Source organism: Rhodococcus sp. Leaf278, assembly GCF_001426085.1.
Taxonomy (GTDB): Bacteria; Actinomycetota; Actinomycetes; order Mycobacteriales; family Mycobacteriaceae; genus Rhodococcoides.
This window is the reverse complement of the sequence record NZ_LMRR01000010.1, coordinates 38,193-59,355: the sequence shown is the minus strand read 5'-3', so window position 1 is coordinate 59,355 and position 21,163 is coordinate 38,193. Positions and strand designations below refer to the sequence as shown.

The 21,163-nt window shown below is 64.5% G+C and carries 20 protein-coding genes and 1 tRNA gene; 13 read left to right on the top strand and 8 right to left on the bottom strand.

All coding sequences use genetic code 11. The features are described from left to right. Positions 1-9 precede the first annotated feature (9 nt). Positions 10-1,080: an ABC transporter ATP-binding protein gene (locus ASG84_RS11475; protein WP_057477160.1), complete on the bottom strand. Its 1,071-nt coding sequence runs from the start codon at positions 1,078-1,080 to the stop codon at positions 10-12. Positions 1,081-1,197: 117 nt separating this feature from the next. Between ASG84_RS11475 and ASG84_RS11470 the strand changes: the two genes are divergently transcribed. The 3 genes from ASG84_RS11470 to ASG84_RS28180 all read left to right on the top strand — a co-directional run bounded on the left by ASG84_RS11470 (position 1,198) and on the right by ASG84_RS28180 (position 5,453). Then, the gene (locus ASG84_RS11470) at positions 1,198-3,030 is read left to right on the top strand and encodes a multicopper oxidase family protein (RefSeq protein WP_057477159.1); all 1,833 of its coding nucleotides are present in this window, start codon (positions 1,198-1,200) and stop codon (positions 3,028-3,030) included. Between the two features lie 131 nt (positions 3,031-3,161). After that, positions 3,162-3,563 carry a DUF6855 family protein gene (locus ASG84_RS11465; protein WP_057477158.1) on the top strand — a complete coding sequence of 134 codons (402 nt, stop codon included), beginning with the start codon at positions 3,162-3,164 and terminating at the stop codon, positions 3,561-3,563. A gap of 48 nt (positions 3,564-3,611) precedes the next feature. Continuing rightward, a complete protein-coding gene (locus ASG84_RS28180; RefSeq protein ID WP_057477157.1) occupies positions 3,612-5,453 on the top strand; it encodes a DUF222 domain-containing protein in 1,842 nt (613 codons plus the stop codon). A 27-nt stretch (positions 5,454-5,480) separates the two neighbouring features. Here the strand turns inward: ASG84_RS28180 and ASG84_RS11455 are convergent, their stop codons facing one another. Together ASG84_RS11455 and ASG84_RS11450 are read right to left on the bottom strand one after the other, a co-directional pair. Next, entirely contained in the window at positions 5,481-6,368 is an 888-nt protein-coding gene (locus ASG84_RS11455; RefSeq protein WP_057477156.1) for a polysaccharide deacetylase family protein, read from the bottom strand. A 40-nt stretch (positions 6,369-6,408) separates the two neighbouring features. Next, positions 6,409-6,687: a hypothetical protein gene (locus ASG84_RS11450; protein WP_057477155.1), complete on the bottom strand. Its 279-nt coding sequence runs from the start codon at positions 6,685-6,687 to the stop codon at positions 6,409-6,411. Between the two features lie 212 nt (positions 6,688-6,899). Between ASG84_RS11450 and ASG84_RS11445 the strand changes: the two genes are divergently transcribed. The 10 genes from ASG84_RS11445 to ASG84_RS11400 all read left to right on the top strand — a co-directional run bounded on the left by ASG84_RS11445 (position 6,900) and on the right by ASG84_RS11400 (position 18,045). Beyond that, positions 6,900-7,496: a TetR/AcrR family transcriptional regulator gene (locus ASG84_RS11445; RefSeq protein WP_057477154.1), complete on the top strand. Its 597-nt coding sequence runs from the start codon at positions 6,900-6,902 to the stop codon at positions 7,494-7,496. Further along, positions 7,493-9,001 carry a flavin-containing monooxygenase gene (locus tag ASG84_RS11440; RefSeq protein WP_200936556.1) on the top strand — a complete coding sequence of 503 codons (1,509 nt, stop codon included), beginning with the start codon at positions 7,493-7,495 and terminating at the stop codon, positions 8,999-9,001. Before ASG84_RS11445 ends, ASG84_RS11440 begins: the two co-directional genes overlap by 4 nt. Continuing rightward, entirely contained in the window at positions 8,998-10,689 is a 1,692-nt protein-coding gene (locus ASG84_RS11435) for a GMC oxidoreductase (protein WP_057477153.1), read from the top strand. Before ASG84_RS11440 ends, ASG84_RS11435 begins: the two co-directional genes overlap by 4 nt. After that, positions 10,689-11,324, top strand: a complete 636-nt coding sequence (locus ASG84_RS11430) for an acetoacetate decarboxylase family protein (RefSeq protein WP_057477152.1) — start codon at positions 10,689-10,691, stop codon at positions 11,322-11,324. Before ASG84_RS11435 ends, ASG84_RS11430 begins: the two co-directional genes overlap by 1 nt. 185 nt (positions 11,325-11,509) lie before the next feature. Further along, positions 11,510-13,039 (top strand): catalase, encoded by a 1,530-nt coding sequence (locus ASG84_RS11425; RefSeq protein WP_057477151.1) that lies wholly within the window; start codon positions 11,510-11,512, stop codon positions 13,037-13,039. A gap of 136 nt (positions 13,040-13,175) precedes the next feature. Continuing rightward, positions 13,176-13,649 (top strand): Dps family protein, encoded by a 474-nt coding sequence (locus tag ASG84_RS11420; RefSeq protein WP_057477265.1) that lies wholly within the window; start codon positions 13,176-13,178, stop codon positions 13,647-13,649. Positions 13,650-13,745: 96 nt separating this feature from the next. Then, positions 13,746-14,438: an HAD family hydrolase gene (locus tag ASG84_RS11415; RefSeq protein ID WP_057477150.1), complete on the top strand. Its 693-nt coding sequence runs from the start codon at positions 13,746-13,748 to the stop codon at positions 14,436-14,438. Next, positions 14,435-16,234 carry a glycoside hydrolase family 15 protein gene (locus ASG84_RS11410; RefSeq protein WP_057477149.1) on the top strand — a complete coding sequence of 600 codons (1,800 nt, stop codon included), beginning with the start codon at positions 14,435-14,437 and terminating at the stop codon, positions 16,232-16,234. Before ASG84_RS11415 ends, ASG84_RS11410 begins: the two co-directional genes overlap by 4 nt. Before the next feature lie 29 nt (positions 16,235-16,263). Continuing rightward, entirely contained in the window at positions 16,264-17,064 is an 801-nt protein-coding gene (locus ASG84_RS11405; RefSeq protein WP_057477148.1) for an SDR family NAD(P)-dependent oxidoreductase, read from the top strand. Positions 17,065-17,073: 9 nt separating this feature from the next. Further along, on the top strand, positions 17,074-18,045 hold the full coding sequence (locus tag ASG84_RS11400) for an LLM class F420-dependent oxidoreductase (protein ID WP_027494506.1): 972 nt from the start codon (positions 17,074-17,076) through the stop codon (positions 18,043-18,045). Positions 18,046-18,095: 50 nt separating this feature from the next. Here ASG84_RS11400 and ASG84_RS11395 read toward each other — a convergent pair whose 3' ends face one another. The 5 genes from ASG84_RS11395 to ASG84_RS11375 all read right to left on the bottom strand — a co-directional run bounded on the left by ASG84_RS11395 (position 18,096) and on the right by ASG84_RS11375 (position 21,155). Next, positions 18,096-18,851: an ABC transporter permease gene (locus tag ASG84_RS11395; RefSeq protein WP_057477147.1), complete on the bottom strand. Its 756-nt coding sequence runs from the start codon at positions 18,849-18,851 to the stop codon at positions 18,096-18,098. Beyond that, positions 18,848-19,594 carry an ABC transporter permease gene (locus ASG84_RS11390; RefSeq protein ID WP_057477146.1) on the bottom strand — a complete coding sequence of 249 codons (747 nt, stop codon included), beginning with the start codon at positions 19,592-19,594 and terminating at the stop codon, positions 18,848-18,850. Before ASG84_RS11390 ends, ASG84_RS11395 begins: the two co-directional genes overlap by 4 nt. Beyond that, positions 19,591-20,487 carry an ABC transporter ATP-binding protein gene (locus tag ASG84_RS11385; RefSeq protein WP_057477145.1) on the bottom strand — a complete coding sequence of 299 codons (897 nt, stop codon included), beginning with the start codon at positions 20,485-20,487 and terminating at the stop codon, positions 19,591-19,593. Before ASG84_RS11385 ends, ASG84_RS11390 begins: the two co-directional genes overlap by 4 nt. Positions 20,488-20,575: 88 nt before the next feature. Further along, complete coding sequence (locus tag ASG84_RS11380) at positions 20,576-21,001, bottom strand: SRPBCC family protein (RefSeq protein ID WP_057477144.1); 426 nt, start codon at positions 20,999-21,001, stop codon at positions 20,576-20,578. A gap of 80 nt (positions 21,002-21,081) precedes the next feature. Continuing rightward, a tRNA-Pro gene (locus ASG84_RS11375) sits at positions 21,082-21,155 on the bottom strand. Positions 21,156-21,163: the final 8 nt, after the last annotated feature.

The window sequence follows — 21,163 nt, the reverse complement described above, 5'->3', positions numbered from 1 at the left end:
CGTAGGTGGTCAGTTCAGGCGAAGGCCGTCGCCCGAGGCGTCGAAGATGTGCGCGTGCGCGTCGTCGATGCGGACGTGGACGCGGTCGCCCTTCTCCGGCGGGCTACGCCAGTCGGCCCGAGCGACAATGGTTTCGGACTTCCCGTTGATGTCTGCTCGTCCGAACACGAATGCTTCGGAACCGAGCTCTTCGACGACGTCGATCTCGAGAGCAATTCCGCTGTCGGCTATCTCGATGTGCTCGGGTCGGATACCGAACATCACCTCGGTCGCGGAACCGAGGGTCTGACGCGGCACCGGGATCACCTGATCGGCCAGGCGAACGCCGCCGTCGGTGACCGGAGCGCGGAACAGATTCATCGATGGTGAACCCATGAACCCGGCGACAAATGCGTTCACCGGAGTGCGGTAGAGCTCGCGGGGTGTGGCGCACTGTTGCAGCACACCACCTTTGAGCACCGCGACGCGATCGCCCATCGTCATGGCCTCGACCTGATCGTGGGTGACGTACACCGTCGTCGTGCCGAGCCGACGCTGCAACTGAGCGATCTGAGTACGCGTCTGGACCCTCAGTTTGGCGTCGAGGTTGCTCAGCGGCTCGTCCATAAGGAAGACCTGGGGTTGCCGAACGATGGCGCGTCCCATGGCGACTCGCTGCCGCTGCCCGCCGGAGAGGGCCTTCGGCTTGCGGTCGAGGTACGGCTCGAGGTCGAGCAGCTTCGCGGCCTCCTCGACGCGGGTGCGAATGTCTTCCTTGTTCGCCTTCGCCAACTTGAGGGCGAACCCCATGTTCTCGGCGACGGTCATGTGTGGATAGAGCGCGTAATTCTGGAACACCATCGCGATGTCGCGATCCTTGGGTTCGGAATTGGTGACATCCTTGCCGCCTATGAGGATGCGACCGGAATTGACCTCTTCCAGCCCTGCGAGCATTCGGAGCGACGTCGACTTACCGCAGCCGGAGGGGCCGACCAGAACGAGGAACTCACCGTCCTCGATGTGCAGGTCCAGCTCGTTCACCGCGGGGGTGTCGGAGCCGGGAAAAAGCCTGGTCGTGCGCTCGAACGAGATTGTTGCCATGACGAAATAGATCCCTCCACCGGCAGGAACGTGCCGGACGATCCGAGTGTGGGGTGACGGCGGGAGCCGACCAGCACATAGTATGGGCCCAATCACAACCAGGAGGAAGGTGGCCGGGTGAGCGGCTCCGTGTCCAGACGAACAGCCCTACGTGGGCTGGCGGTCGCCGCAGTGGCAGCCGGAGCGGCAGCAATCCCGGTGGCGTCGACGACGCGTCGAGCACTGGCCGACGACTTCCTCCGTGGTCAGAGCCCACTGCTGTTTCATTCGCCGCCGCTGACGCCGTTCCGAGACGAACTGCCGCGGTTGCCGCTGATCACCGGTACCGAGATCTCGCTCGACGCGCACAGCGCCACCCACACGTTCCACGCCGATCTCAGGCCCGCGCCCACCTTCGGCTACGGCCAGTGCGACTACCTCGGTCCCACCATCGAATCGCAGACCGGTCAGCCCTGGACGTTGAAGTACTCGAACACCACCGCCGGTAATCCTCTCGCCGCCGACATCGACACCTCGCTGCACGGTATGAGCGAGATGGACCGCACGATGACGCCCACAGCGCTGCACTTCCACGGCAGTATCACCGAACCGGCCAGCGACGGTCACTCCGAAATGTTGGTGCGCCCGGGCGAGTCGATGACGCACAACTTTTCCGGGCTCAACGACGCCGCCGGGCTGTGGTACCACGACCACGCCATGTCGATGACGCGTATCAACGTCTACGCCGGCCTGCTCGGTATGAACCTCGTCCGTGATCGCTGGGACACCGGCACCTCCGACAATGCCCTCGGCCTGCCCTCGGGTGAATTCGAGCTACCGTTGGTGCTGCAGGAAAAGATAATGAACCCCGACGGCAGCATGAGCATCCGCTCCAATATCACCGTGCCGCAAGGTAAGTGGGAAGGCGGCGGCACCGGCGACGTGGGTGTCGTCAACGGCAAGATCTGGCCGACGATGGAAGTCGCGCGGGGCATGTACCGACTGCGGCTCGTCAACGCCGGTTCGTACAGCGTGTGGAACCTGTTCTTCACCAACAGACTTCGCTTCTGGGTCATCGGTAACGACGGCGGATTGCTCGATGCGCCGGTGGAGACCACCAGCATCCGACTCGCACCCGCCGAGCGCGTAGACATCCTCGTCGACTTCGGAGCCGTCGAGGCAGGGGCGTTGGTCGAGTTGCTCAACGACGAGCCGCCGCCGGCGCAGGCCGCGTCGCTGGGAGCCGTCCCGATGCCGATGTTCTGCCAGTTCCGCGTCGCGTCCGCGGCAGGGTTCCGGGGCGGCATGCCGTCCCTGTTGCGCGGAGGTAAGGGGCAGCCGGATCTGTTGCCCGCGTTGCCGACACCCGCTTTCACGCGCACCGTCACCGTCAATCAGCCCTCCGGTGGGCTGAACCTGGACATGACGCTGATGAACCTGAACAACCTGCGGTATTCCGACCCGGACATCGAGATGCCCAAGCAGGGCACGGTAGAGATGTGGAACATCGTCAACACGACGGTGGAGCCGCACCCGATTCACCTGCACCTGGCGCACTTTCGGACGCTGGGCCGCATCCCGATCGACCTCGCCGCCTACCAGCGTGATTTCCCGCGGCCGACCTTCGGCACCAGATGGGCTCCGCCGGTGGAGAAGTTCCTCACCGGTCCATCGGTGCCGCCGGCCACCTGGGAAGCCGGGTGGAAGGACACCGTCAACACGTACCCGGGCACTGTCACTCAGATCCTCGTGCGATTCCCGACGGCCGACGAACTCGGCTTCGATCCCGACGCCACCTTCGCGGGTCCGGCCTCGCACCACGGAGGTGGCGATATGAGTGGCCACGATATGGGTGGTCACGACATGCCGGCTCCGGGGCCGACCGAACTGCAGGGGTACATGTGGCACTGCCACATGCTCGACCACGAGGACCACGAAATGATGCTGCGGTACCGCACCGTCGCGCCGTAGCGCCCGCGTCGGGAGCTGGTTGCGTTGATCGTTCGGCGGGTCCACACTGACCGAGCCGTATGAGGCAATCACCGTGCTCGGTCGAGCTTTCTGTCCATCGGCTGACTGCGACAACCGAACGGACCCCGGACATGACCAGTGGAACCAAATCCGACCCCTGGGCTCTCACGACCGCCCCCGGGACCTCGGCGTACACCATGTATCGTGATCCCGACCTCGAGCCGGCGGCCCTCGTATGCCAGGTGGGATCGACGACACTGCGATACCGCATCGAGGCCGTCGAAGATTTGCACGGCTGGCTCACCGAACGTGCTGACTGGGTACTGCTAGGTGCCGCAGACGAGAAGAAGCCGGCGGCACCGGAAACGGTCGAAGCGTGGGGGCGCTCGCCGGACAACCCGGTCGGCGGTTGGTACGGACTCAGGAACGGATACCGCGGGCGGTTCGGGATGTACCTACCGCCGCTCCTCGAAGAGCTCGGACTGGCCGAGCTCACCCACAATGCCCGGAACAAGAGCATGCGTGCGTTGTAGCCGAGTCATCGGAAAAGTCTGTCGGTGGGTGGGTATAGCTTTCGCGGTGTGAAGACATGGGGGGATGTGTTCGGGCTCGGTGACCAGGAATTGGTCTCCGAGCTTGCTGACGTGACCTCCCTCGAGAATGCCCTCGCGGCAACCAGATTGACACTGCTCGCCGAGATCGACCGACGCGGCTTGGCGATGAAACTCGGGCACTCGTCCGTCACCCGCTGGTTTGCCCGATCGGTGCGGATCACCGACGGATCCGCTACCCGCCAGAACGCGCTGGGGTACTGGCTGGGCGATCATCACACCGTGCTCGACGCCCTCGCCGCGGGGCGGATCCATGCCGCGCACGCCATGGCGATCGCCGAGGGATACGACGTCGTGCTGGTGGCCGATCCGACACTGGATCAGGACCGGCGCGACGCAATCGTCGCCGAACTCCTCGACACCGCGTTGCGCAGCACCGCCGGCCATGTCTCCTCGCGCGCGCAGGCTTTGGCGCATGCTGCCGCGGAGGACGCTCGAGCGCGGCATGAGAGGGCGGATCAGGAACGACGGGAGCAGGAACAGGCGAGCCGGGCCGACGCCGCATCCTCGGGCACCGGCGATGCGGATTCCGACGACAAGGGTGGTGGGGAAGCGGGTTCGGATCCCGACGTCGGCGGTACGTCGGGACCCGAACCTGATGGGCCCGAGCCTGTTCCGTCGGGGCCACCGCCGGTGCCAGTGTCGGAGAATTCGGGCTTGAATCGGTTCGATCTGCATCCTCTCGCGAACGGTCGTTATCAGTTCGGTGGTAACGCCGACCGGTTGCTGGCCGAGAAGCTGCTCACCGCGTTGTCGGCACTGACCGCGCCGCGCCCCGGCCCCGGCGGCGAGCGTGATCCGCGGAGTCCGTCGAAGCGCCGAGCCGATGCACTCGATCAGATTCTCGACCGACACCTGCGAGGGGGTAGCCGGGGGTCGGCGGGCGGGTCGCGGGCGTCGGTGCACCTGATCGTTCCCCTGCGGGACTTGCTCGTTCGCGACGGCAAGGAGCAAACCTCTAGCACTACAACGCAATCCGATCGGACTGATGCGGCCGACAATGCGTCGAGCGACGATGCCGGTCAGGACACGATCGGCTCCGGCGGCGATACTGTGCGTCACGAAGTCAGCGACAGCAACGGTCGCACCGGCGCGCGCGCTGATGGCGCCGCCCGAGGGGACATTGACGCTCCATGTCGGGCAACAGCCGGTGGTGATGGTGCCGGTGCCGAAGCCGGTGGTGGTGATGATGCCGGGCAGAGGTCTGTCTCCGAGCCGGGTAATACGGACGGTCGCGGTGCAGCAGCCGGTGGTGGCGATGCCAGGTCGAGGTCTGCGCCCGAGCCGGGTGACGTCGACTGGCCGTTCCACCTCGACTGGACCGGCCCGATCAGTCGCTCCCTCGCCGAACTTCTCACCTGCGACGCAGACCTGACACCCGTCATCGTCGACCACAACGGTGTCCCCCTCGCGCTCGGACGGACCACCAGACTCGCCAGCGAGGACCAACGTATCGCGCTGACCATCCGCGATACCTGCTGCGTGATGTGCGGCCGACCTGCACAATGGTGCCAAGCCCACCACGTGAAATTCTGGGAAGACGGCGGCCACACCGATCTGAACAACCTCGCGCTGGTCTGCGGGGAATGCCACCGCCTCGTCCACCACGTGAAATTCTGGGAAGACGGCGGCCACACCGATCTGAACAACCTCGCGCTGGTCTGCGGGGAATGCCACCGCCTCGTCCACCACGGCGACTGGCAGGTGGTCATGGGCGACGACGGACACCCCTACGTGATTCCACCCGAATCCGTGGACCCCACGAGACAACCCATCCCCAGCTACCACCGACGAAAACGGCGCGCAGCCTGACTACACGCCGTCTGCGGTCCTGCCGATCTAACGACTGGGCGGTACAACCGCGCGGTAGTGCGCCGCGATGTCGCCGGGGGTGGTGAACCAGACGCCGTCGCTGTTGTCGGTCATGTGCTTCAGCGCTGCGCGTAACCGCCGGAGTCGGTAGGGCTGCCCGGTGAGGAAGGCGTGCAACGAGATCGCGAGCACCACGGGTTGCAGCGCCGAATTCTCCTTCAGCTCGTCGAAGCTGTCGATGATGTTGCGCTCGAACGTGTCCGCGGTCTGATGGTGATGGACGAACACCGGGAGGTCGTTGACCTCGTGCGGATAGGGGACGCTCAGCAATGGCCCGCCCCTGGTCTCGAGCCACACGGGTTGATCGTCGATCGGCCAATCCAAGGTGTAGTCGTAGCCGCGTTCGGCCAGCAGGTCCTCGGTCACACGGCTGGGGTTGGCCCCGGGGCTCATCCAGCCCCGGGGCGGTGAGCCCTCGTGACGTTCGATAGCGGTCGCCACCTCGTCGATCGAGCGGCGCTCGGCGTCCTCATCCAGGTTGTTCGGTTGAACGGCATTGGTTCGGCCGTGCGCGACGACCTCAGCACCCAAACCGCGGAAAGCGTCGACCAGCTGCGGGGCATGCTCGTACACCTCGGTGTTCACAAGGAGGGTCGGCCGAATCCCGCTCTGCTGCAATGTCTCTGCGATTCGAAACCCACCGACTCGGTTGCCGTACTCGCGCCAGCCCCAGTTGTAAGTATTGGGCTGATCCATTGCGGGCGTGTAACCGAGGCCAGGTTCGCCGTCGTCGTACGGAAAGTGCTCGCAGTTGACCGCTACGTACACCGCGAGGCGCGCGCCGCCCGGCCACTCGAACTGTGGCCGGTCCACGATGGGGGAGTACTCGAAGCGGCCGTGCGAGGGGAGAGGCATGGCCGGTGTATTGCCCGCGTCGAGACTGGGCAAACTGGCGTCAGTCCTCCTGCATGACGGCTCGGACCAATTGTGCGATTTCTGGGTCGCGGGGCTCGAACACCTCGAAAATACCGATGGCCGCCAGCTGTGGCGTCAGGTCTTTCAGGGTCCCAATCAGTTCATCGTGGGATTCGGTTCCGGGGTCCTCGTCGCGGAGCGTCAGCGCATTCGCGACGAACGCCGCGACGGTGCCTTTCCGGATTGGGAGGCCGTCGAACGAGGCCGTTTCGGCTCCGTCGGGAAGTATGTCCTCGGGGCGTATCGTGTGGCCGGTCATTGCCGATTCCTTCCGTCGAAGTGGAGCGCATGCTGCGCCCGAGTGCCAGCGTGCCCAAAGTCAGCGCGACCCGGTGACGCCACCATTGGCCCTCGCGCTGACCTGAACCTCTGTCCAGGACCTTCGGCGGTCCTGAAGGCGGATGAGCGGAGTTGTGACCAAACTTAAAGTCAGGCTGGACTGTTTGTTGTTTTGACGCTACTGTGCGAAGTGTGACTACCGACACAGAGCTCAGCGACGGCGCGCCTACCCCGCGCCGCACGCAGGCCGAACGCACCGCGGGGACCCGCGCGAAGTTGCTCGATGCCGCGATCGACTGCCTCGTCGAGCTGGGTTTCGCCAAGACCAGCACGCAAGAGATCGCGCGGCGTGCCGGAGTGTCCCGCGGAGCGCAGCTACACCACTTCCCGACCAAGGAGTCGTTGGTGACCGCTGCCGTCGAGCATCTCGTGGACCGCCGCCTCTCCGAAATACTGGAAGCCGAGCCCGACCCGGAGCGCGGACCCGAGATCCTCGTCGACGCATTCTCGGGCCCGCTGTTCTACGCCGCCCTCGAACTGTGGGTCGCGGCCCGCACCGACCCGGCGCTGCACGAGGCGATGGTTCCGCTCGAACGACGCGTCGCCGAGGCCATCCAGAGCGGCGCTCAGATCGTCATGGGTAGCCGCATGTCCCCCGAGTCCATCGAGCTCAGCGTCGAGCTGGCTCGCGGGCTCGCTGTCTCGGCTCTGTTCCGTACTCCCGAAGCCGACGCGCACCTGCGTGATCGGCTCCTCCCCGTCTGGTCCGAAAAGGTGATGGACTCGTGAAAACTGCACTGCCCCAGCAACTCGACGTGCTCGTCGTCGGAGCCGGTTTCGCCGGCCTCGCCGCGGTAGCGAAGATCCTCGCCGCCGATCCGAGTGCCGACGTGACCGTCATCGAGCGCGCGTCGGAGGTAGGTGGCACGTGGCGTGACAACACCTATCCCGGGTGTGCGTGCGATGTCCCGACGTCGCTCTACTCGTTCTCGTTCGCGCCCAGCCCGAAGTGGAGTCACACCTTCGCGCGCCAACCAGAGCTGTTCGACTACCTCCGCTCCGTGGTCGACCGCCTGAACCTCCGGGACCGCATCGTCACCGATTGCGAACTGCTGTCGGCCGATTGGAGCGACGCGGATCAGCGGTGGGCCGTAGAGACCTCGCAGGGTTCGACGAGCGTCAGAGTCCTCGTGGCGGCGACGGGCGCACTGTCGACGCCGAAGATTCCGAACGTGCCGGGCATCGACACATTCCAGGGAACTGTGTTCCATTCCGCGACGTGGAACCACGAGCACGATCTCACCGGGGAGCGTGTCGCCGTCATCGGAACCGGTGCGTCTGCAGTGCAGTTCGTGCCCGAGATCGTCGACAAGGCGAAGCGGCTCACAGTGTTCCAACGAACACCGGCTTGGGTGATCCCCCGTCTGGACCGCACCATCGGCCGTCTCGAGCGGTCGCTGTACGAGAAGGTTCCTGCCGCTCACCGCGCCGTTCGCGGCATCATCTACGGGTACCGCGAGGCGTACGTCACCGTCCTGGCCGACAATCCGTGGGTGTTGCCCGCCGTGAAGGCCTTCGCGAAGGTCAATCTGAAGCGACAGGTCAAGAACCCCGCAACCCGGGCGGCGCTGACTCCCGGCTACGCCCCCGGCTGCAAACGTCTTCTGCTGTCCAACGATTGGCTGCGGACGCTGGATCGACCCGACGTCGATCTGGTGACATCGGGCCTGACGTCGGTGACCCAGAACGGCGTCGTCGACGCCTCGGGCCGCAACTACGAGGTGGACACCATCATCTTCGCGACGGGGTTCACTCCTACCGAACCTCCGGTGTCACATCTGTTGCGCGACAACGACGGTCGTACCCTCGCGCAGCGCTGGGGCGGTAGTCCGCAGGCTCACCTGGGTACCACGGTCGCCGGGTTCCCGAACCTGTTCCTGATGTACGGCCCCAACACCAACCTCGGGCACAGCTCCATCGTCTACATGCTCGAGTCGCAGGCCAATTACGTCGTCTCGGCGCTCAGTGAGATGAGGGATCATCGGGCCGCCGCAGTCGAGGTGTCCGAATCCGCTCAGCAGCAGCACAACTCGTGGGTGGACTCGTCCCTCGACGGTACGGTGTGGAATGCCGGCGGTTGCTCGAGCTGGTACCTCGACGCCAACGGTCGCAACTCCACGATGTGGCCGACCTACACATTCCGGTTCCGCAACAAGACGCGATCGTTCGACACCTCGAATTATCGACTCGTCTCCGACACTCGTGAATCAGACAAGAAGGTGGTTTCCGCATGAGCGACTACGACGTACTGATCATCGGCTCCGGTTTCGGCGGGAGCGTGGCCGCGCTGCGGGCCGTGGAGAAGGGCTATCGGGTGGCGGTTCTCGAATCCGGTCGCCGCTTCGAGGACGACGAGCTGCCCAAGACCAGCTGGCGGCTGCGCAAGTACCTGTGGGCTCCGGCGCTGGGTTGCTATGGCGTGCAACGGATCCACCTGCTGCCCGATGTACTGGTGATGGCAGGAGCCGGCGTGGGGGGTGGCTCGCTGAACTATGCGAACACTCTCTACCAGCCACCTGCGAAGTTCTTCGAGGACCCGCAGTGGGGTTCGATCACCGACTGGCAGCGCGAGTTGAATCCGTACTACGACCAGGCGCGTCGGATGCTCGGTGTCGAGACCAATCCGACGATCACCCCCTCGGACAAGGTCATGAAGGAAGTGGCCGAGGACATGGGGGTGGGCGACACGTTCACCTCGACTCCGGTCGGGGTCTACTTCGGTGATCGTGGCAAGACTGCACCCGACCCCTTCTTCGGTGGTGTCGGGCCCGAGCGCACCGGCTGCACCGAATGCGGATCGTGCATGACGGGCTGCCGCGTCGGCGCCAAGAACACCCTCGTCAAGAACTACCTCTATCTCGCCGAACATGCAGGCGCGCATGTTCTTCCGTTGACCACGGTCGTGGACGTGCGACCGAACGGCGCAGGCTACGACGTGGTGACGCGTCGGACCGGCGGGAAGCTGCGCCGCAAGGAGAAGACCATCACCGCCGATCAGGTCATCTTCTCGGCCGGCACCTACGGCACCCAGAAGTTGATGCTCGCAGCCAAGGAGAAGGGTTCGCTACCGCGGTTGTCGGACAGGATCGGCTCGTTGGTGCGCACCAATTCCGAGGCAGTGCTCGCGGCGACTGCCCGTGGCCGTGAGGTGGACTACCACGAGGGTGTGGCGATCACCTCGTCTTTCCATCCCGACGACCACACACATATCGAACCGGTGCGATACGGCAAGGGCAGCAACGCCATCGGCCTGTTGCAGACCGTACTCAGCGACGGCGGCGGCAAGATGCCCCGCGTGCTCAAGACCCTCGGCGTCGCTCTGCGTCATCCCGGCGCTGCGGTGCGGAGCCTGTCGGTGCATCGTTGGTCGGAGCGCACCGTCATCGCGTTGGTCATGCAGACCGACGACAACTCGCTCGAACTCGGATCGAAGAAGGGCCCGTTCGGCCGTCGGCTCACCAGTAGGCCCGGTGCAGGCGACCCACCACCGCAGTGGATTCCGCAGGGGCATACGGCGATCAGGTTGCTCGCCGACAAGATCGGCGGCGACCCGGGCGGGTCGATCGCGGAGATCGTCAACATTCCGATGACCGCACACTTCCTCGGTGGCTGCGCCATCGGTGACTCACCGAAGACCGGTGTGATCGACGGCTATCAACGTGTCTACGGCTACGACGGATTGCACGTGCTCGACGGTTCCGCTGTCAGCGCGAACCTCGGTGTCAACCCGTCGCTGACCATCACCGCACAGGCCGAGCGCGCAATGGCGTTGTGGCCCAACAAGGGTGAGCCCGACAAGCGCCCCGCGGCGGGTAGCGAGTACCAGGAAGTTGCCCCCACCCAGCCGGTCCGCCCGGTGGTGCCGGTGTCTGCGCCGGGTGCGCTGCGTCTTCCGTTGACCGTGGTGGGGAGGGATTCCTGATGTGGAGTGTGGCCGAATCCGAGACCGAGCGCACCGACTGGCCCGTCAGCCCGGCCGCACCGTGGCCGGCCGACGTCCGAGCCACGATCTGGTGGCATCGCTCTCGGTCGTCGGACTTCGCGCCTACCGGCGCGAAGACGCTGCCGATCACGATGTGCATGGTCGTCGACTACATGACGTCACCTGTCGGCCCCTACCGCGAGATACTGGCCAGCCCTGTACTGCGCCGGGATGTGGGGAGGATCCCGCGGATGGCGGTTCCGTTCATCGCCGTGGATTCCGCGACGTCCGTGCACGGCGGTAGGACCAATTGGCACCTGCCCAAGGTGCTGGCCGACTTCGACGGTGATGTGCTGGGCAAGGCCGGGGTGAGCAGTGGCGAATGGTCGGTACATTCCGATTCTCGCGGCTACGGACCGCAATTTCCGATGCTCGGGTCCATCGGGTTCGCGCAACCGGTCGATGGCGGCTCGGCCGTCGGTGTTGCCCGTCTGAAGGGTAAGGCCAGGTTGGCTCGGGTTCGGGTGGAAGCCACGGGACCGACCTTGAGCCGATGGATGCCGTCGGGCACGTATTTCGGATTGCAGATCGTGTCGGGTTCGATGCGGACCGGCGAAGCGCAGCTGGTTCGCTGAAAGTGGTCCTTTTCTTGACTTAGTCCAGATTGATGGCATGCTTGGGCGTGGAGACGCCGTCGTACCCGGGGTTTATGCCACGGCCGCGCGAGGCATTCTCTTCGAGAACGCGGTCCAGCGTCCGGCCGTGCAGTGCATCCCCGGGACAGCTCTCCCGGTTCTACTCCAGCCATCAGGAGGCTCGTATGACCAAGCCGATCAATAAGCCGACCACCAGCAACTCGGGTATCCCCGTACCCAGCGACGACCAGTCGCTGACCGCCGGAACGCAGGGTCCGATCCTCCTGCACGACCACTACCTGATCGAAAAGATGGCGCAGTTCAACCGTGAGCGGGTCCCGGAGCGCGTCGTGCACGCCAAGGGTGCAGGCGCGTTCGGCGAGCTTGAGATCACCGGTGACATCAGCAAGTACACCAAGGCCAAGGTGCTGCAGCCCGGTGCCAAGACCGAGATGCTGGCGCGCTTCTCCACCGTCGCCGGCGAGCAGGGTAGCCCCGACACCTGGCGCGACCCGCGCGGCTTCTCGTTGAAGTTCTACACCGACGAGGGCAACTGGGACCTGGTCGGCAACAACACCCCGATCTTCTTCGTCAAGGACCCGATCAAGTTCCAGGACTTCATCCGCAGCCAGAAGCGCATGCCCGATTCCGGCCTGCGTGACAACAACATGCAGTGGGACTTCTGGACCCTCTCGCCCGAGTCGGCACACCAGGTGACCTGGCTCATGGGTGACCGCGGAATCCCGAAGTCGTTCCGCCACATGGACGGATTCGGTTCGCACACCTACCAGCTGATCGCCGAGGACGGCACGAAGACCTGGGTGAAGTTCCACTTCAAGACCGACCAGGGCATCGACTTCCTGACGCAGGACAAGGCGGACGAGGTCGCCGGCACATCCCCTGACCACCACCGTCAGGACCTCTTCGGCTCCATCAAGAACGGCGACTTCCCCAGCTGGACCCTCAAGGTGCAGCTCATGCCGTACGACGATGCCGAGAACTACAAGTACAACCCGTTCGACCTCACCAAGGTCTGGTCGCAGAAGGACTACCCGCTGATCGAGGTCGGCAAAATGACCTTGAACCGCAACCCGGAGAACTTCTTCGCTCAGATCGAGCAGAGTTCGTTCGAGCCGTCCAACACCGTGCCCGGCATCGGCTTCAGCCCCGACAAGATGCTGCTCGGCCGTGTCTTCTCCTACGCCGACGCACACCGGTACCGTATCGGAGCGAACTACGCGCAGCTGCCGGTCAACGCCCCGAAGTCCGAGGTCAACTCGTACTCCAAGGACGGCAACATGCGGTACTCGTTCAACTCCCCGGAGACGCCCGTCTACGCCCCGAACTCCTTCGGCGGCCCGTCGGCGGACACGAACAAGTACGGCGACGACGGGGCGTGGGATTTCGAGCCTCGCTTCGTCCGCACCGGCTACATCGAGCACCCGGAGGACGGCGACTTCGTCCAGGCCGGCAACCTGGTGCGCGAGACGATGGACGACGCGCAGCGTGAGCGTCTGGTCGGAAACATCGTCGGACACGTCCTCAACGGCGTCAGCGAGCCCGTTCTGAGCCGAGTGTTCGAGTACTGGACCAACGTCGACCCCGAGATCGGCAAGAAGGTCGAGGAAGGTGTTCGGTCGCAGCAGAACGAGACTGCACCGACCACCGGTGCCGGCGCGATCGACGATCCTGCCGACGAGGCCGCCAAGGTCTGACCGAAGGGATCGGCATCACAGCGACGGTGCCGCCGATCCGGAATTATGTGTGTCGACCTGCCGTTGTGCAGTACAGACGAAAGAACAATAATGGTGTGCGATGCATACCGTCGTCCAACGGCAGGGAGGCCACATCATGACGAACCCCATCACCAGCACTCTCGACGCAGGCCAGCAGAAGATCGCGGGCGACGCGCTTCAGGGAACCGTGGTCGATCTCATCGACCTCTCGCTCATCGCGAAGCAGGCTCACTGGAACGTGATCGGCAAGAACTTCCGCTCCGTGCACCTCGAGCTCGACGAATTGGTCACGGCTGCACGTGAATTCACCGATCAGGCGGCCGAGCGTGCGACGGCCATCGGAGTGAGTCCCGACGGCCGCGCAGCCACCGTCTCCTCGACGGCGGGCACCAAGGGCTTCGGTGCCGGGTGGACTCAGGACAGTGAGGTCGTGCCGGCCGTGGTCGACAACATCGCCGCCGTCGTCGAACGTCTTCGCGGACGCGTCGCCGATACCGCCGAAGCCGACCCGGTGACGCAGGACCTGCTCATCGCCATCACGGCGCGACTCGAGCAGCTGCACTGGATGTGGCAGGCTCAAGCCAGCTGAGCTTTTTCACCTCGACAGGCCCCTCGCGTACTGCGAGGGGCCTGTTGTTTTCTCCGTCGACTGTTTGCGTGTATCGACCATGGGTATCCGACGGTCATGCTTGTTTCCACGCCGACGGTCGACGCTGTCCTGTTCGACATCGATGGCACGCTCGTCGATTCCAACTACGTGCATGTGGACGCGTGGTCCCGCGCGTTCCGGGAGGCCGGCCGAAACGTTCCATCGTGGCGTATTCACCGCAGCATCGGGATGGACGGATCGAAGCTGCTCGAGGCGCTCGTCGGGTCGGCGGACAGTGCGGTGGCGCAGGAAGCGAAAAAACTGCACGGGGAGTACTACGCCGATGCTTCGTCCGATCTCGAAGTGCTGCCGGGTACCCGTGAACTGTTGGCGGACTTGGGCTCTCGCGGAGTCACCGTGGTACTCGCGACCTCGGCCCCCGAAAGCGAGCTCGCGACGCTACGTGACCTGCTCGACGTCGAGGACTCGGTTGCCGTCGTGACGTCCGGTGAAGATGCCGACGTGGCCAAGCCCGAACCCGAGATCGTCGCGGTGGCGCTCGAGCGTGCCGGTGTTCGAGCGGAGCGTGCCCTGATGGTCGGCGACAGTGTGTGGGACATCGAATCGGCCGGACGCGCGGGAGTGCGCGCCATCGGTGTTTCGAGCGGCGGGATCTCGCGCAGCGAATTGCTCGACGCGGGAGCGGTGGCCGTGTTCGACGACCCAGCAGATCTGCTGGCGAACATCGAGAACAGTCCCATCTACTCCAACGAAAAGGCAAGTGCTTGAGCGAGTTCCGCAAGCCGCACCCCCGGGTCGACGGTTACGTCCCCATCGAGAGCTACGGCGCGATCGGTGACGGTCGGACCGTGGCGATGATCGCCGACGACGGGCGCATCGACTGGTTTCCCGTTCCGAATCTCGATTCACCGCCTCCGTTCGCGGCGCTGCTCGACGCCCCGCACGGCGGCTACATCGAACTCGCGCCCCGGGAAGAATTCACCGTCGAGCGCGAATTCGTCTCCGGCACCAACGTTCTGAGCACCACGTTCCGAACCGACTCCGGCACCGTGCGGATCACCGACTCACTGAACACCGGCGTCGCCGGACGGTTGCCGTGGGTGGAGCTGGCGCGTCGCGTCGACGGTCTCGACGGCGAGGTCGAGCTGACGTGGGCGGTCGCGCCGGGCACCATGCTCGGTGTCGCCTCCCCGTGGGCGTACGACACCGAGCACGGCACCGTCCTACGCGTCGACGGATTGACCTTGGCGGTCAGGACATTGGGTATCGAGAACGTGCAGCTCGCCGACCGCGACATCAGCGGTGTCTTCACCACCCAACCAGGCTCCCGGCACGTACTCGGCGTGGTGGGCACCGAGAACGAACCGCTGCCGCTGCCGGATCCGCAGCACGTCGACGAGGGAATCGACCGCACCATCGCCAATTGGCGGGTGTGGTCCGACGAGTTCTCCTACGAGGGCCCATGGGCCGAGCACGTGGCTCGCAGTGCCTTGTCACTGAAGCTGTTGCTGCACAGCCCGTCCGGTGCCATTGCCGCCGCCGCGACAACCTCACTGCCCGAGAACCGGACCGGCGGGAAGAACTGGGACTATCGCTACGCGTGGGTTCGCGACACTGCCTACACTATTCGTGCGTTGCAGCGGTTCGGTCTTCGTGAAGAGATCCATGCTGCGGTGGCGTGGCTGCTGAAAGTCATCCGCTCCAATGATCCGTTGGTCAACGTCTTCTACACGCTCGGTGGTGAATTGCCCGGCGGGACGGAGCAACCCGACGTGCCCGGTTGGAAGGGCATCGGGCCGGTGGTGAACGGCAACGCCGCGGCGGACCAACTCCAGCTGATGATCTTCGGCGACCTGTTCTCGATCATCCGGCAGTACGTCGACGCGGGGAACATCCTCGACGCGCAGACCGGCCGACTGCTGGCGTCCATCGCGGACGAGGCGTGTGATTCGTGGCAGCGCAAGGACGCCGGTATCTGGGAGCTCGAGGACGAGCAGCACTACACCAGTTCCAAACTCGGTTGCTGGCAGGCGCTCGACTGCGCCGTGCACCTGGCGGAAGCGGGGGAGATCCCCGGTATCCCGGATCGATGGAAGGCCGAGAAAGAATGCATTCGGCGCTACATCGAAACCGAGTGCTGGTCCGACGAGCGTCAGGCCTACCTCGCCTACCCGGGTGCCGACGGGCTCGACGCGTCGGTTCTGCTGGCCGCCGAGATGGATTTCGATCGTGGAGAACGACTCTCGTCGACCATCGATGCACTCGTCGACGAGCTCGGTACGGGGCCCCTGATGTACCGCTACAGCGGAGTCGCCCAGGAAGAGGTGACGTTCGTGGCCTGCGCCTTCTGGCGGGTGTCGGCGTTGTCGTGTGTCGGCCGAGACGACGAGGCCAAGGCCCTGATGGACCAGTTGGTGGAGCTGTCCAACGACGTCGGGTTGTACAGCGAAATGATCGATGCTTCGGATGGGTCCTTTCTGGGTAACTTCCCGCAGGGCTTGAGCCACCTGGCCCTGGTGAACGCGGCGCTGACCATTGCGCGCTCGCACGACGCCACAGCCTGACAGCACTCTCTTGGACAAGGTGGGATTTCATGGATTTGGGAATCGACGGTAAGACAGCACTGGTGACCGGAGCAGACTCCGGCATCGGGTGGCACACGGCGAAAATGCTGCTCGCCGAGGGTGTTCGGGTCGTGATCAGCGACAAGGATCAAAATGCGCTCGACGACGCAGCAGCGCAGCTCGACGCACGCGATGGGCAGTTGTTCGCCTTCGCTGCGGACGTGACCGACACTGCGGCCGTCGAACAGTTGGCGGCGCAGACGCAGCAGGCCGTGGGCGACATCGACATTCTCGTCCAATCATCAGGAGTGACGGGCGCGCAGGGACTGTTCCACGAGATCGACGAGGAGGGGTGGAGCTCCACCCTCGACATCGATCTGATGGGCCCCGTTCGACTGTTGCGGGCCTTTCTGCCGGCCCTCCGGCGCGGCGGCTGGGGACGCATCGTGTTGCTGACCTCCGAGGACGCAGTGCAGCCGTACGACGACGAATTGCCCTACTGCGCAGCCAAAGCCGGTGTGCTTGCCCTGGCCAAGGGACTCTCGCGCAGTTATGCGTCGGAGGGCTTGCTGGTCAACGCAGTCTCGCCGGCATTCATTCACACCCCGATGACCGACGCGATGATGGACAAGCGCGCCGAGGAGAAGGGCACCGACCGCGACGGTGCCATCGAGAGCTTCCTCGACGAGGAGCGTCCGTACATGGAGCTGGGACGTCGAGGTGAGCCCGAGGAGGTCGCCTCGGTGATCACGTTCCTGTGCTCGGATCGCGCGTCCTTCGTCAACGGATCCAACTACCGAGTCGACGCCGGTTCCGTCGCAACAATTTAGGAGAACAGCATGACCAATTTCGGATACACCCTGATGACCGAGCAGAGCGGCCCCAAAGAGCTGGTGAAGTACGCCGTCGGAGCCGAGAAGGTCGGCTTCGACTTCGAGGTCAGCAGTGATCACTACTCACCGTGGCTCTCGTCCATGGGTCACTCGCCCTACGCCTGGACGACGCTGGGTGCGGTGGCCCAGGCCACCGAACGCGTCGAGCTGATGACCTACGTGACGTGCCCGATCATTCGGTACCACCCGGCCGTCGTCGCGCAGAAGGCTGCGACGCTGCAGATTCTGGCCGACGGACGCTTCACCCTCGGCCTCGGTAGCGGCGAGAACCTCAACGAGCACGTTGTGGGTGAAGGATGGCCGTCGATCGACAAGCGGCAGGACATGTTCGTCGAGGCACTGGAAATCATCAGGGCCTTGCACGCCGGCGGCCTGGTCACGTACGAGGGCAAGCACTTTCGCGTCGACTCCGCACGCATCTGGGATCTGCCCGAGGGTGGCGTGCCGATCGGCATCGCAGCCGGCGGTGAGAAGGCCGTGGCGCGGTTCGCCGAGTACGGCGATCACCTCATCGCCACCGAGCCGGACGCCGATCTCGTCAAGGCATGGTCCGACAACCACGAGGGCCCGGCGCGTTCCATCGGCCAGATCCCCATTTCCTGGGATCCGGACAAGGACGCCGCCATCGATCGCGCACACGATCGCTTCCGCTGGTTCGCGGGCGGCTGGGCCGTCAACGCCGATCTTCCGACGACGGCCGGATTCGCCGGAGCCACCAAGTTCGTTCGCAAAGAGGATGTGGCCGACACGATTCCGTGCGGACCGGACCTGGACGCCATCGTCGAGGCCGTCAAGCCGTACTGGGAGGCCGGGTACACCGACATCGCACTCGTGCAGGTAGGCGACGAAACCCAGGAGCGTTTCCTCGCCGAGGCCGCAGGCCCGTTGTTGGAGAAGCTGCGCGCTGCATCCAGCTGAGAACAAGCGACGAGACCCCGATCGAGACAGTCGATCGGGGTCTCGTGCTGTCAATGGACGTGAATGTCCCTGCGGTCGAGTGTCCTTGCGGTCGATGCAACGACTGCGAGAGCGAGTAGCGCCGTGGCCGCCAGGACCGACAGCGCGGCCGCGGTTGTGAGTGAACCGGAGTCACCGAAGGTTCCCGTTGCCAATTGGGTTGCGCGAGTAGCCAGTGCATAGGGCAACACGAAGATTGCTCCGGTCACCTCGGCGGTGAGGAGGAATACCGATAGACCGGCCCCGACGAGAGCGATGGCGATCGGCACCGCGAACGATCTGATCGCCATCGACAGACCGGACTGCAGAGCCGCCAGCGGTAGCGAGGCCACCACGACGAGCGCACTGGTCGCGAAGAGCTCGGTGGGGAGCATGCCGTCCAGCGAAAAGACTACCTTGCCGAGAACGACGACGGCTGCCAGCATGACGACGTTCATCGCCGCGGTCAGAGTTGCCACCACAGCCGTCTTGGCGATCACGATGCGCACCGACGAAACCGGCCCGCTCATCAGGGCATTCCAATTCCCTCCTCGGTGTTCGGACCTCCACGCCAGCGAGGCCAATACGGCAACACCGAGTGCGAGTGGGAACAGGCCGTAGAACACGACTGTGCGCAACCACAATGTGTGCCATCCGTCGGCCAACTCTTCGCCCGAGGTGATCGTGTTGAACGTTCCGACCCCCGCGATGATCAGCGGGAGGAGAACGACGACCGTCCATGCCTGTGAGCGCCTGAGCTTGATCATTTCGGCCGAGAACGCATTCATGCTCGTACCTCCTGTCGATCCAGTCGAACGGTCATGAGCCAGAACAACACTGCCCCGATAACTCCGAGGGCGACGATGCTGGCGTAGGACGGGTTCAGCGTCACCACCTGCTCGCCTCGGTAGTCGGCGGCAGACGCCAACGAGAAATATCCCCACGGCGTCAGGTGCGCTGCCCAGGAGGGGAATCCGGAGGCGCAGATCGCGATGACGGTACCCACGATGCCGATTCCCAGCGCGACCAGTTGGTTGTCCACTCGCGCTGAAATCAGCAGGTGCAGAACGAGTATCACCAGGTTCGCCGTCACCACCGCCGCCGTGTAGCCGAACCACAGGCCGGCAGGCAACGGTTGCGTCACCCCGATGGCGGTTCCCAGAAACACACCTGCCGCACTGGCCACCACCGTCGCTCCGCCGACAACGAGGCCGGTCGAGACGAACTTCGCGCGAACGAGGGCTCCGCGGTCGGTGCCAGTGGACTGGTTCAGCAACCAGCCGTTCGACTGGTGCTCGACTTCCACCGTGCGGCTGGCTATCACAGCGATCAGCAGGGGTGAGGCGATGGGGACGGCAAGGGACAGCCCGGCCAGTGGCAGTGCCCAGGAGACCGTGGTCGAATCGTTCGACGTCGCTGCGGTGAGAGCGCCGACGAAGGTCAAGCCTACGATTGCGGCGACCAGCACTGCGCCGATCGCACCGATGTGCAGGTGCCGGAGTTTGGCGAATTCGTTGCGTACCGTCGTCACAATCGACCTCCCTTCGTCAGATTCATGAATACGTCTTCGAGCGATTGATCGTCGCGCCGAACTCCGTAGACGCCTGCGTTCGCGCCGACGAGTTCTGCCACCACCTGCGCGGTACCTCGATCGTCGATGCCGGACAGTCTCAATGTATGGCCGTATCGCGGAATCGTCTGTTGTAGAACCGAACTGGCGCGTTCGGGGTCGATGACGTCGATGAGCACATCGGGCGTGGAGGCGGCGAACAGTTCGTCTCGGGTGCCCTGGAAGATCAAGCGACCATGGCTCAGGATTCCCAGCATGTTGGCCGTCTTGTCGATCTCGCCGAGCAGATGGCTCGAAACCATGACTGTCACGCCATGTTCGGCGAGATGACGGAGCAGGCCGCGGATCTCTTCTATGCCGGCCGGGTCCAATCCGTTGGTGGGCTCGTCCAGGATCAGAAGTCGAGGTTCGCGCGCGAGCGCCATCGCGATACCGAGGCGCTGCTTCATCCCGAGCGAGTAGTTCTTCACCTTCTTGTCGAGGTGTTCCTGCAACCGGACGGTGGCCACTGCCCGTTCGATCTGTTCGGTGTGCAATCCGAGCGAGCGTTGCACGATGCGAAGGTTCTCCGCACCCGTGAGATGTCCGTATCCGGGTGGAGCTTCGATGAGTGATCCGATGTGTGAGAGCAATTCGCGGCGGGTGCCGTGATTCATCGGCCTGCCGAGGATCTCTACCTCACCCGAGGTCGGCCGAATCAGGGACAGCAGCATTTTCATGGTCGTCGACTTGCCCGATCCGTTGGGACCGAGAAAGCCGTAGACGCACCCCTCAGGGATGCGAAGGTTCACGTCGTCGACGACGGTGTGCGTGTCGTAGCGCTTGCCGAGGCTGTGAGTTCTGACGATGTCCATGTCGTCGACTCTGTCGCGTCGACGGGATGGATACATCAGTCCCCAGTAGTGCTGTCGTCCGACTCGAGTATGAGAATTTCTCTGAGACTCAGCGTGCCAGGCGGGGCAAGTTCTTCGAGATGCTCGACGTCAAGGCCTTGCCGACGATCGCAGCGAGTCCTGGGATCGGTGCGTCGAACCCGATCGTGTAATCGAGTTCGGTACCGCCGTCGGTAGTGGGGGTGAGCTTCTGCACGCCCCAGTGGCCGCGTAGGGGGCCGCCTTTGGTGATGCGGTACTCGATGAGCGAGTTCGGCTCGGATGCGGTTGTGGTCTCCTCGAACGCGGGAAGCGGCCCCAGTTTCAGGCTGCGGACCGACCCGACCCCGTTGCGCGAGGTGTCGCCGTCGCGAACCCGGCGGATCTTGGCCATGAACAACGGCCCGAGGTTTTCGTGCTCGGACAATGCCGCGAAGACTACCTCGGGGGGAGAGACGAACCGGTGGGTGACGTGGACGCGGGTTGGTGTCGGCATGACTCACAGTAGCGTCGATCACGAATAGAAAAGGGACCCACTCGACTGAATCGAGTGGGTCCCTTTCGGTGGCCCAACTGTCGGGGTGGCGGGATTCGAACCCACGACCTCTTCGTCCCGAACGAAGCGCGCTACCAAGCTGCGCCACACCCCGTGTACCGC

Coding starts and splice junctions, on each gene's coding strand:
- ASG84_RS11395 (WP_057477147.1), bottom strand. CDS start 18,851: ATGAATGCGTTCTCGGCCGAAATGATCAAGCTCAGGCGCTCACAGGCA.
- ASG84_RS11415 (WP_057477150.1), top strand. CDS start 13,746: ATGCTTGTTTCCACGCCGACGGTCGACGCTGTCCTGTTCGACATCGAT.
- ASG84_RS11425 (WP_057477151.1), top strand. CDS start 11,510: ATGACCAAGCCGATCAATAAGCCGACCACCAGCAACTCGGGTATCCCC.
- ASG84_RS11455 (WP_057477156.1), bottom strand. CDS start 6,368: ATGCCTCTCCCCTCGCACGGCCGCTTCGAGTACTCCCCCATCGTGGAC.
- ASG84_RS11435 (WP_057477153.1), top strand. CDS start 8,998: ATGAGCGACTACGACGTACTGATCATCGGCTCCGGTTTCGGCGGGAGC.
- ASG84_RS11465 (WP_057477158.1), top strand. CDS start 3,162: ATGACCAGTGGAACCAAATCCGACCCCTGGGCTCTCACGACCGCCCCC.
- ASG84_RS11475 (WP_057477160.1), bottom strand. CDS start 1,080: ATGGCAACAATCTCGTTCGAGCGCACGACCAGGCTTTTTCCCGGCTCC.
- ASG84_RS11385 (WP_057477145.1), bottom strand. CDS start 20,487: ATGGACATCGTCAGAACTCACAGCCTCGGCAAGCGCTACGACACGCAC.
- ASG84_RS11400 (WP_027494506.1), top strand. CDS start 17,074: ATGACCAATTTCGGATACACCCTGATGACCGAGCAGAGCGGCCCCAAA.
- ASG84_RS11380 (WP_057477144.1), bottom strand. CDS start 21,001: ATGCCGACACCAACCCGCGTCCACGTCACCCACCGGTTCGTCTCTCCC.
- ASG84_RS11405 (WP_057477148.1), top strand. CDS start 16,264: ATGGATTTGGGAATCGACGGTAAGACAGCACTGGTGACCGGAGCAGAC.
- ASG84_RS11430 (WP_057477152.1), top strand. CDS start 10,689: ATGTGGAGTGTGGCCGAATCCGAGACCGAGCGCACCGACTGGCCCGTC.
- ASG84_RS11420 (WP_057477265.1), top strand. CDS start 13,176: ATGACGAACCCCATCACCAGCACTCTCGACGCAGGCCAGCAGAAGATC.
- ASG84_RS11450 (WP_057477155.1), bottom strand. CDS start 6,687: ATGACCGGCCACACGATACGCCCCGAGGACATACTTCCCGACGGAGCC.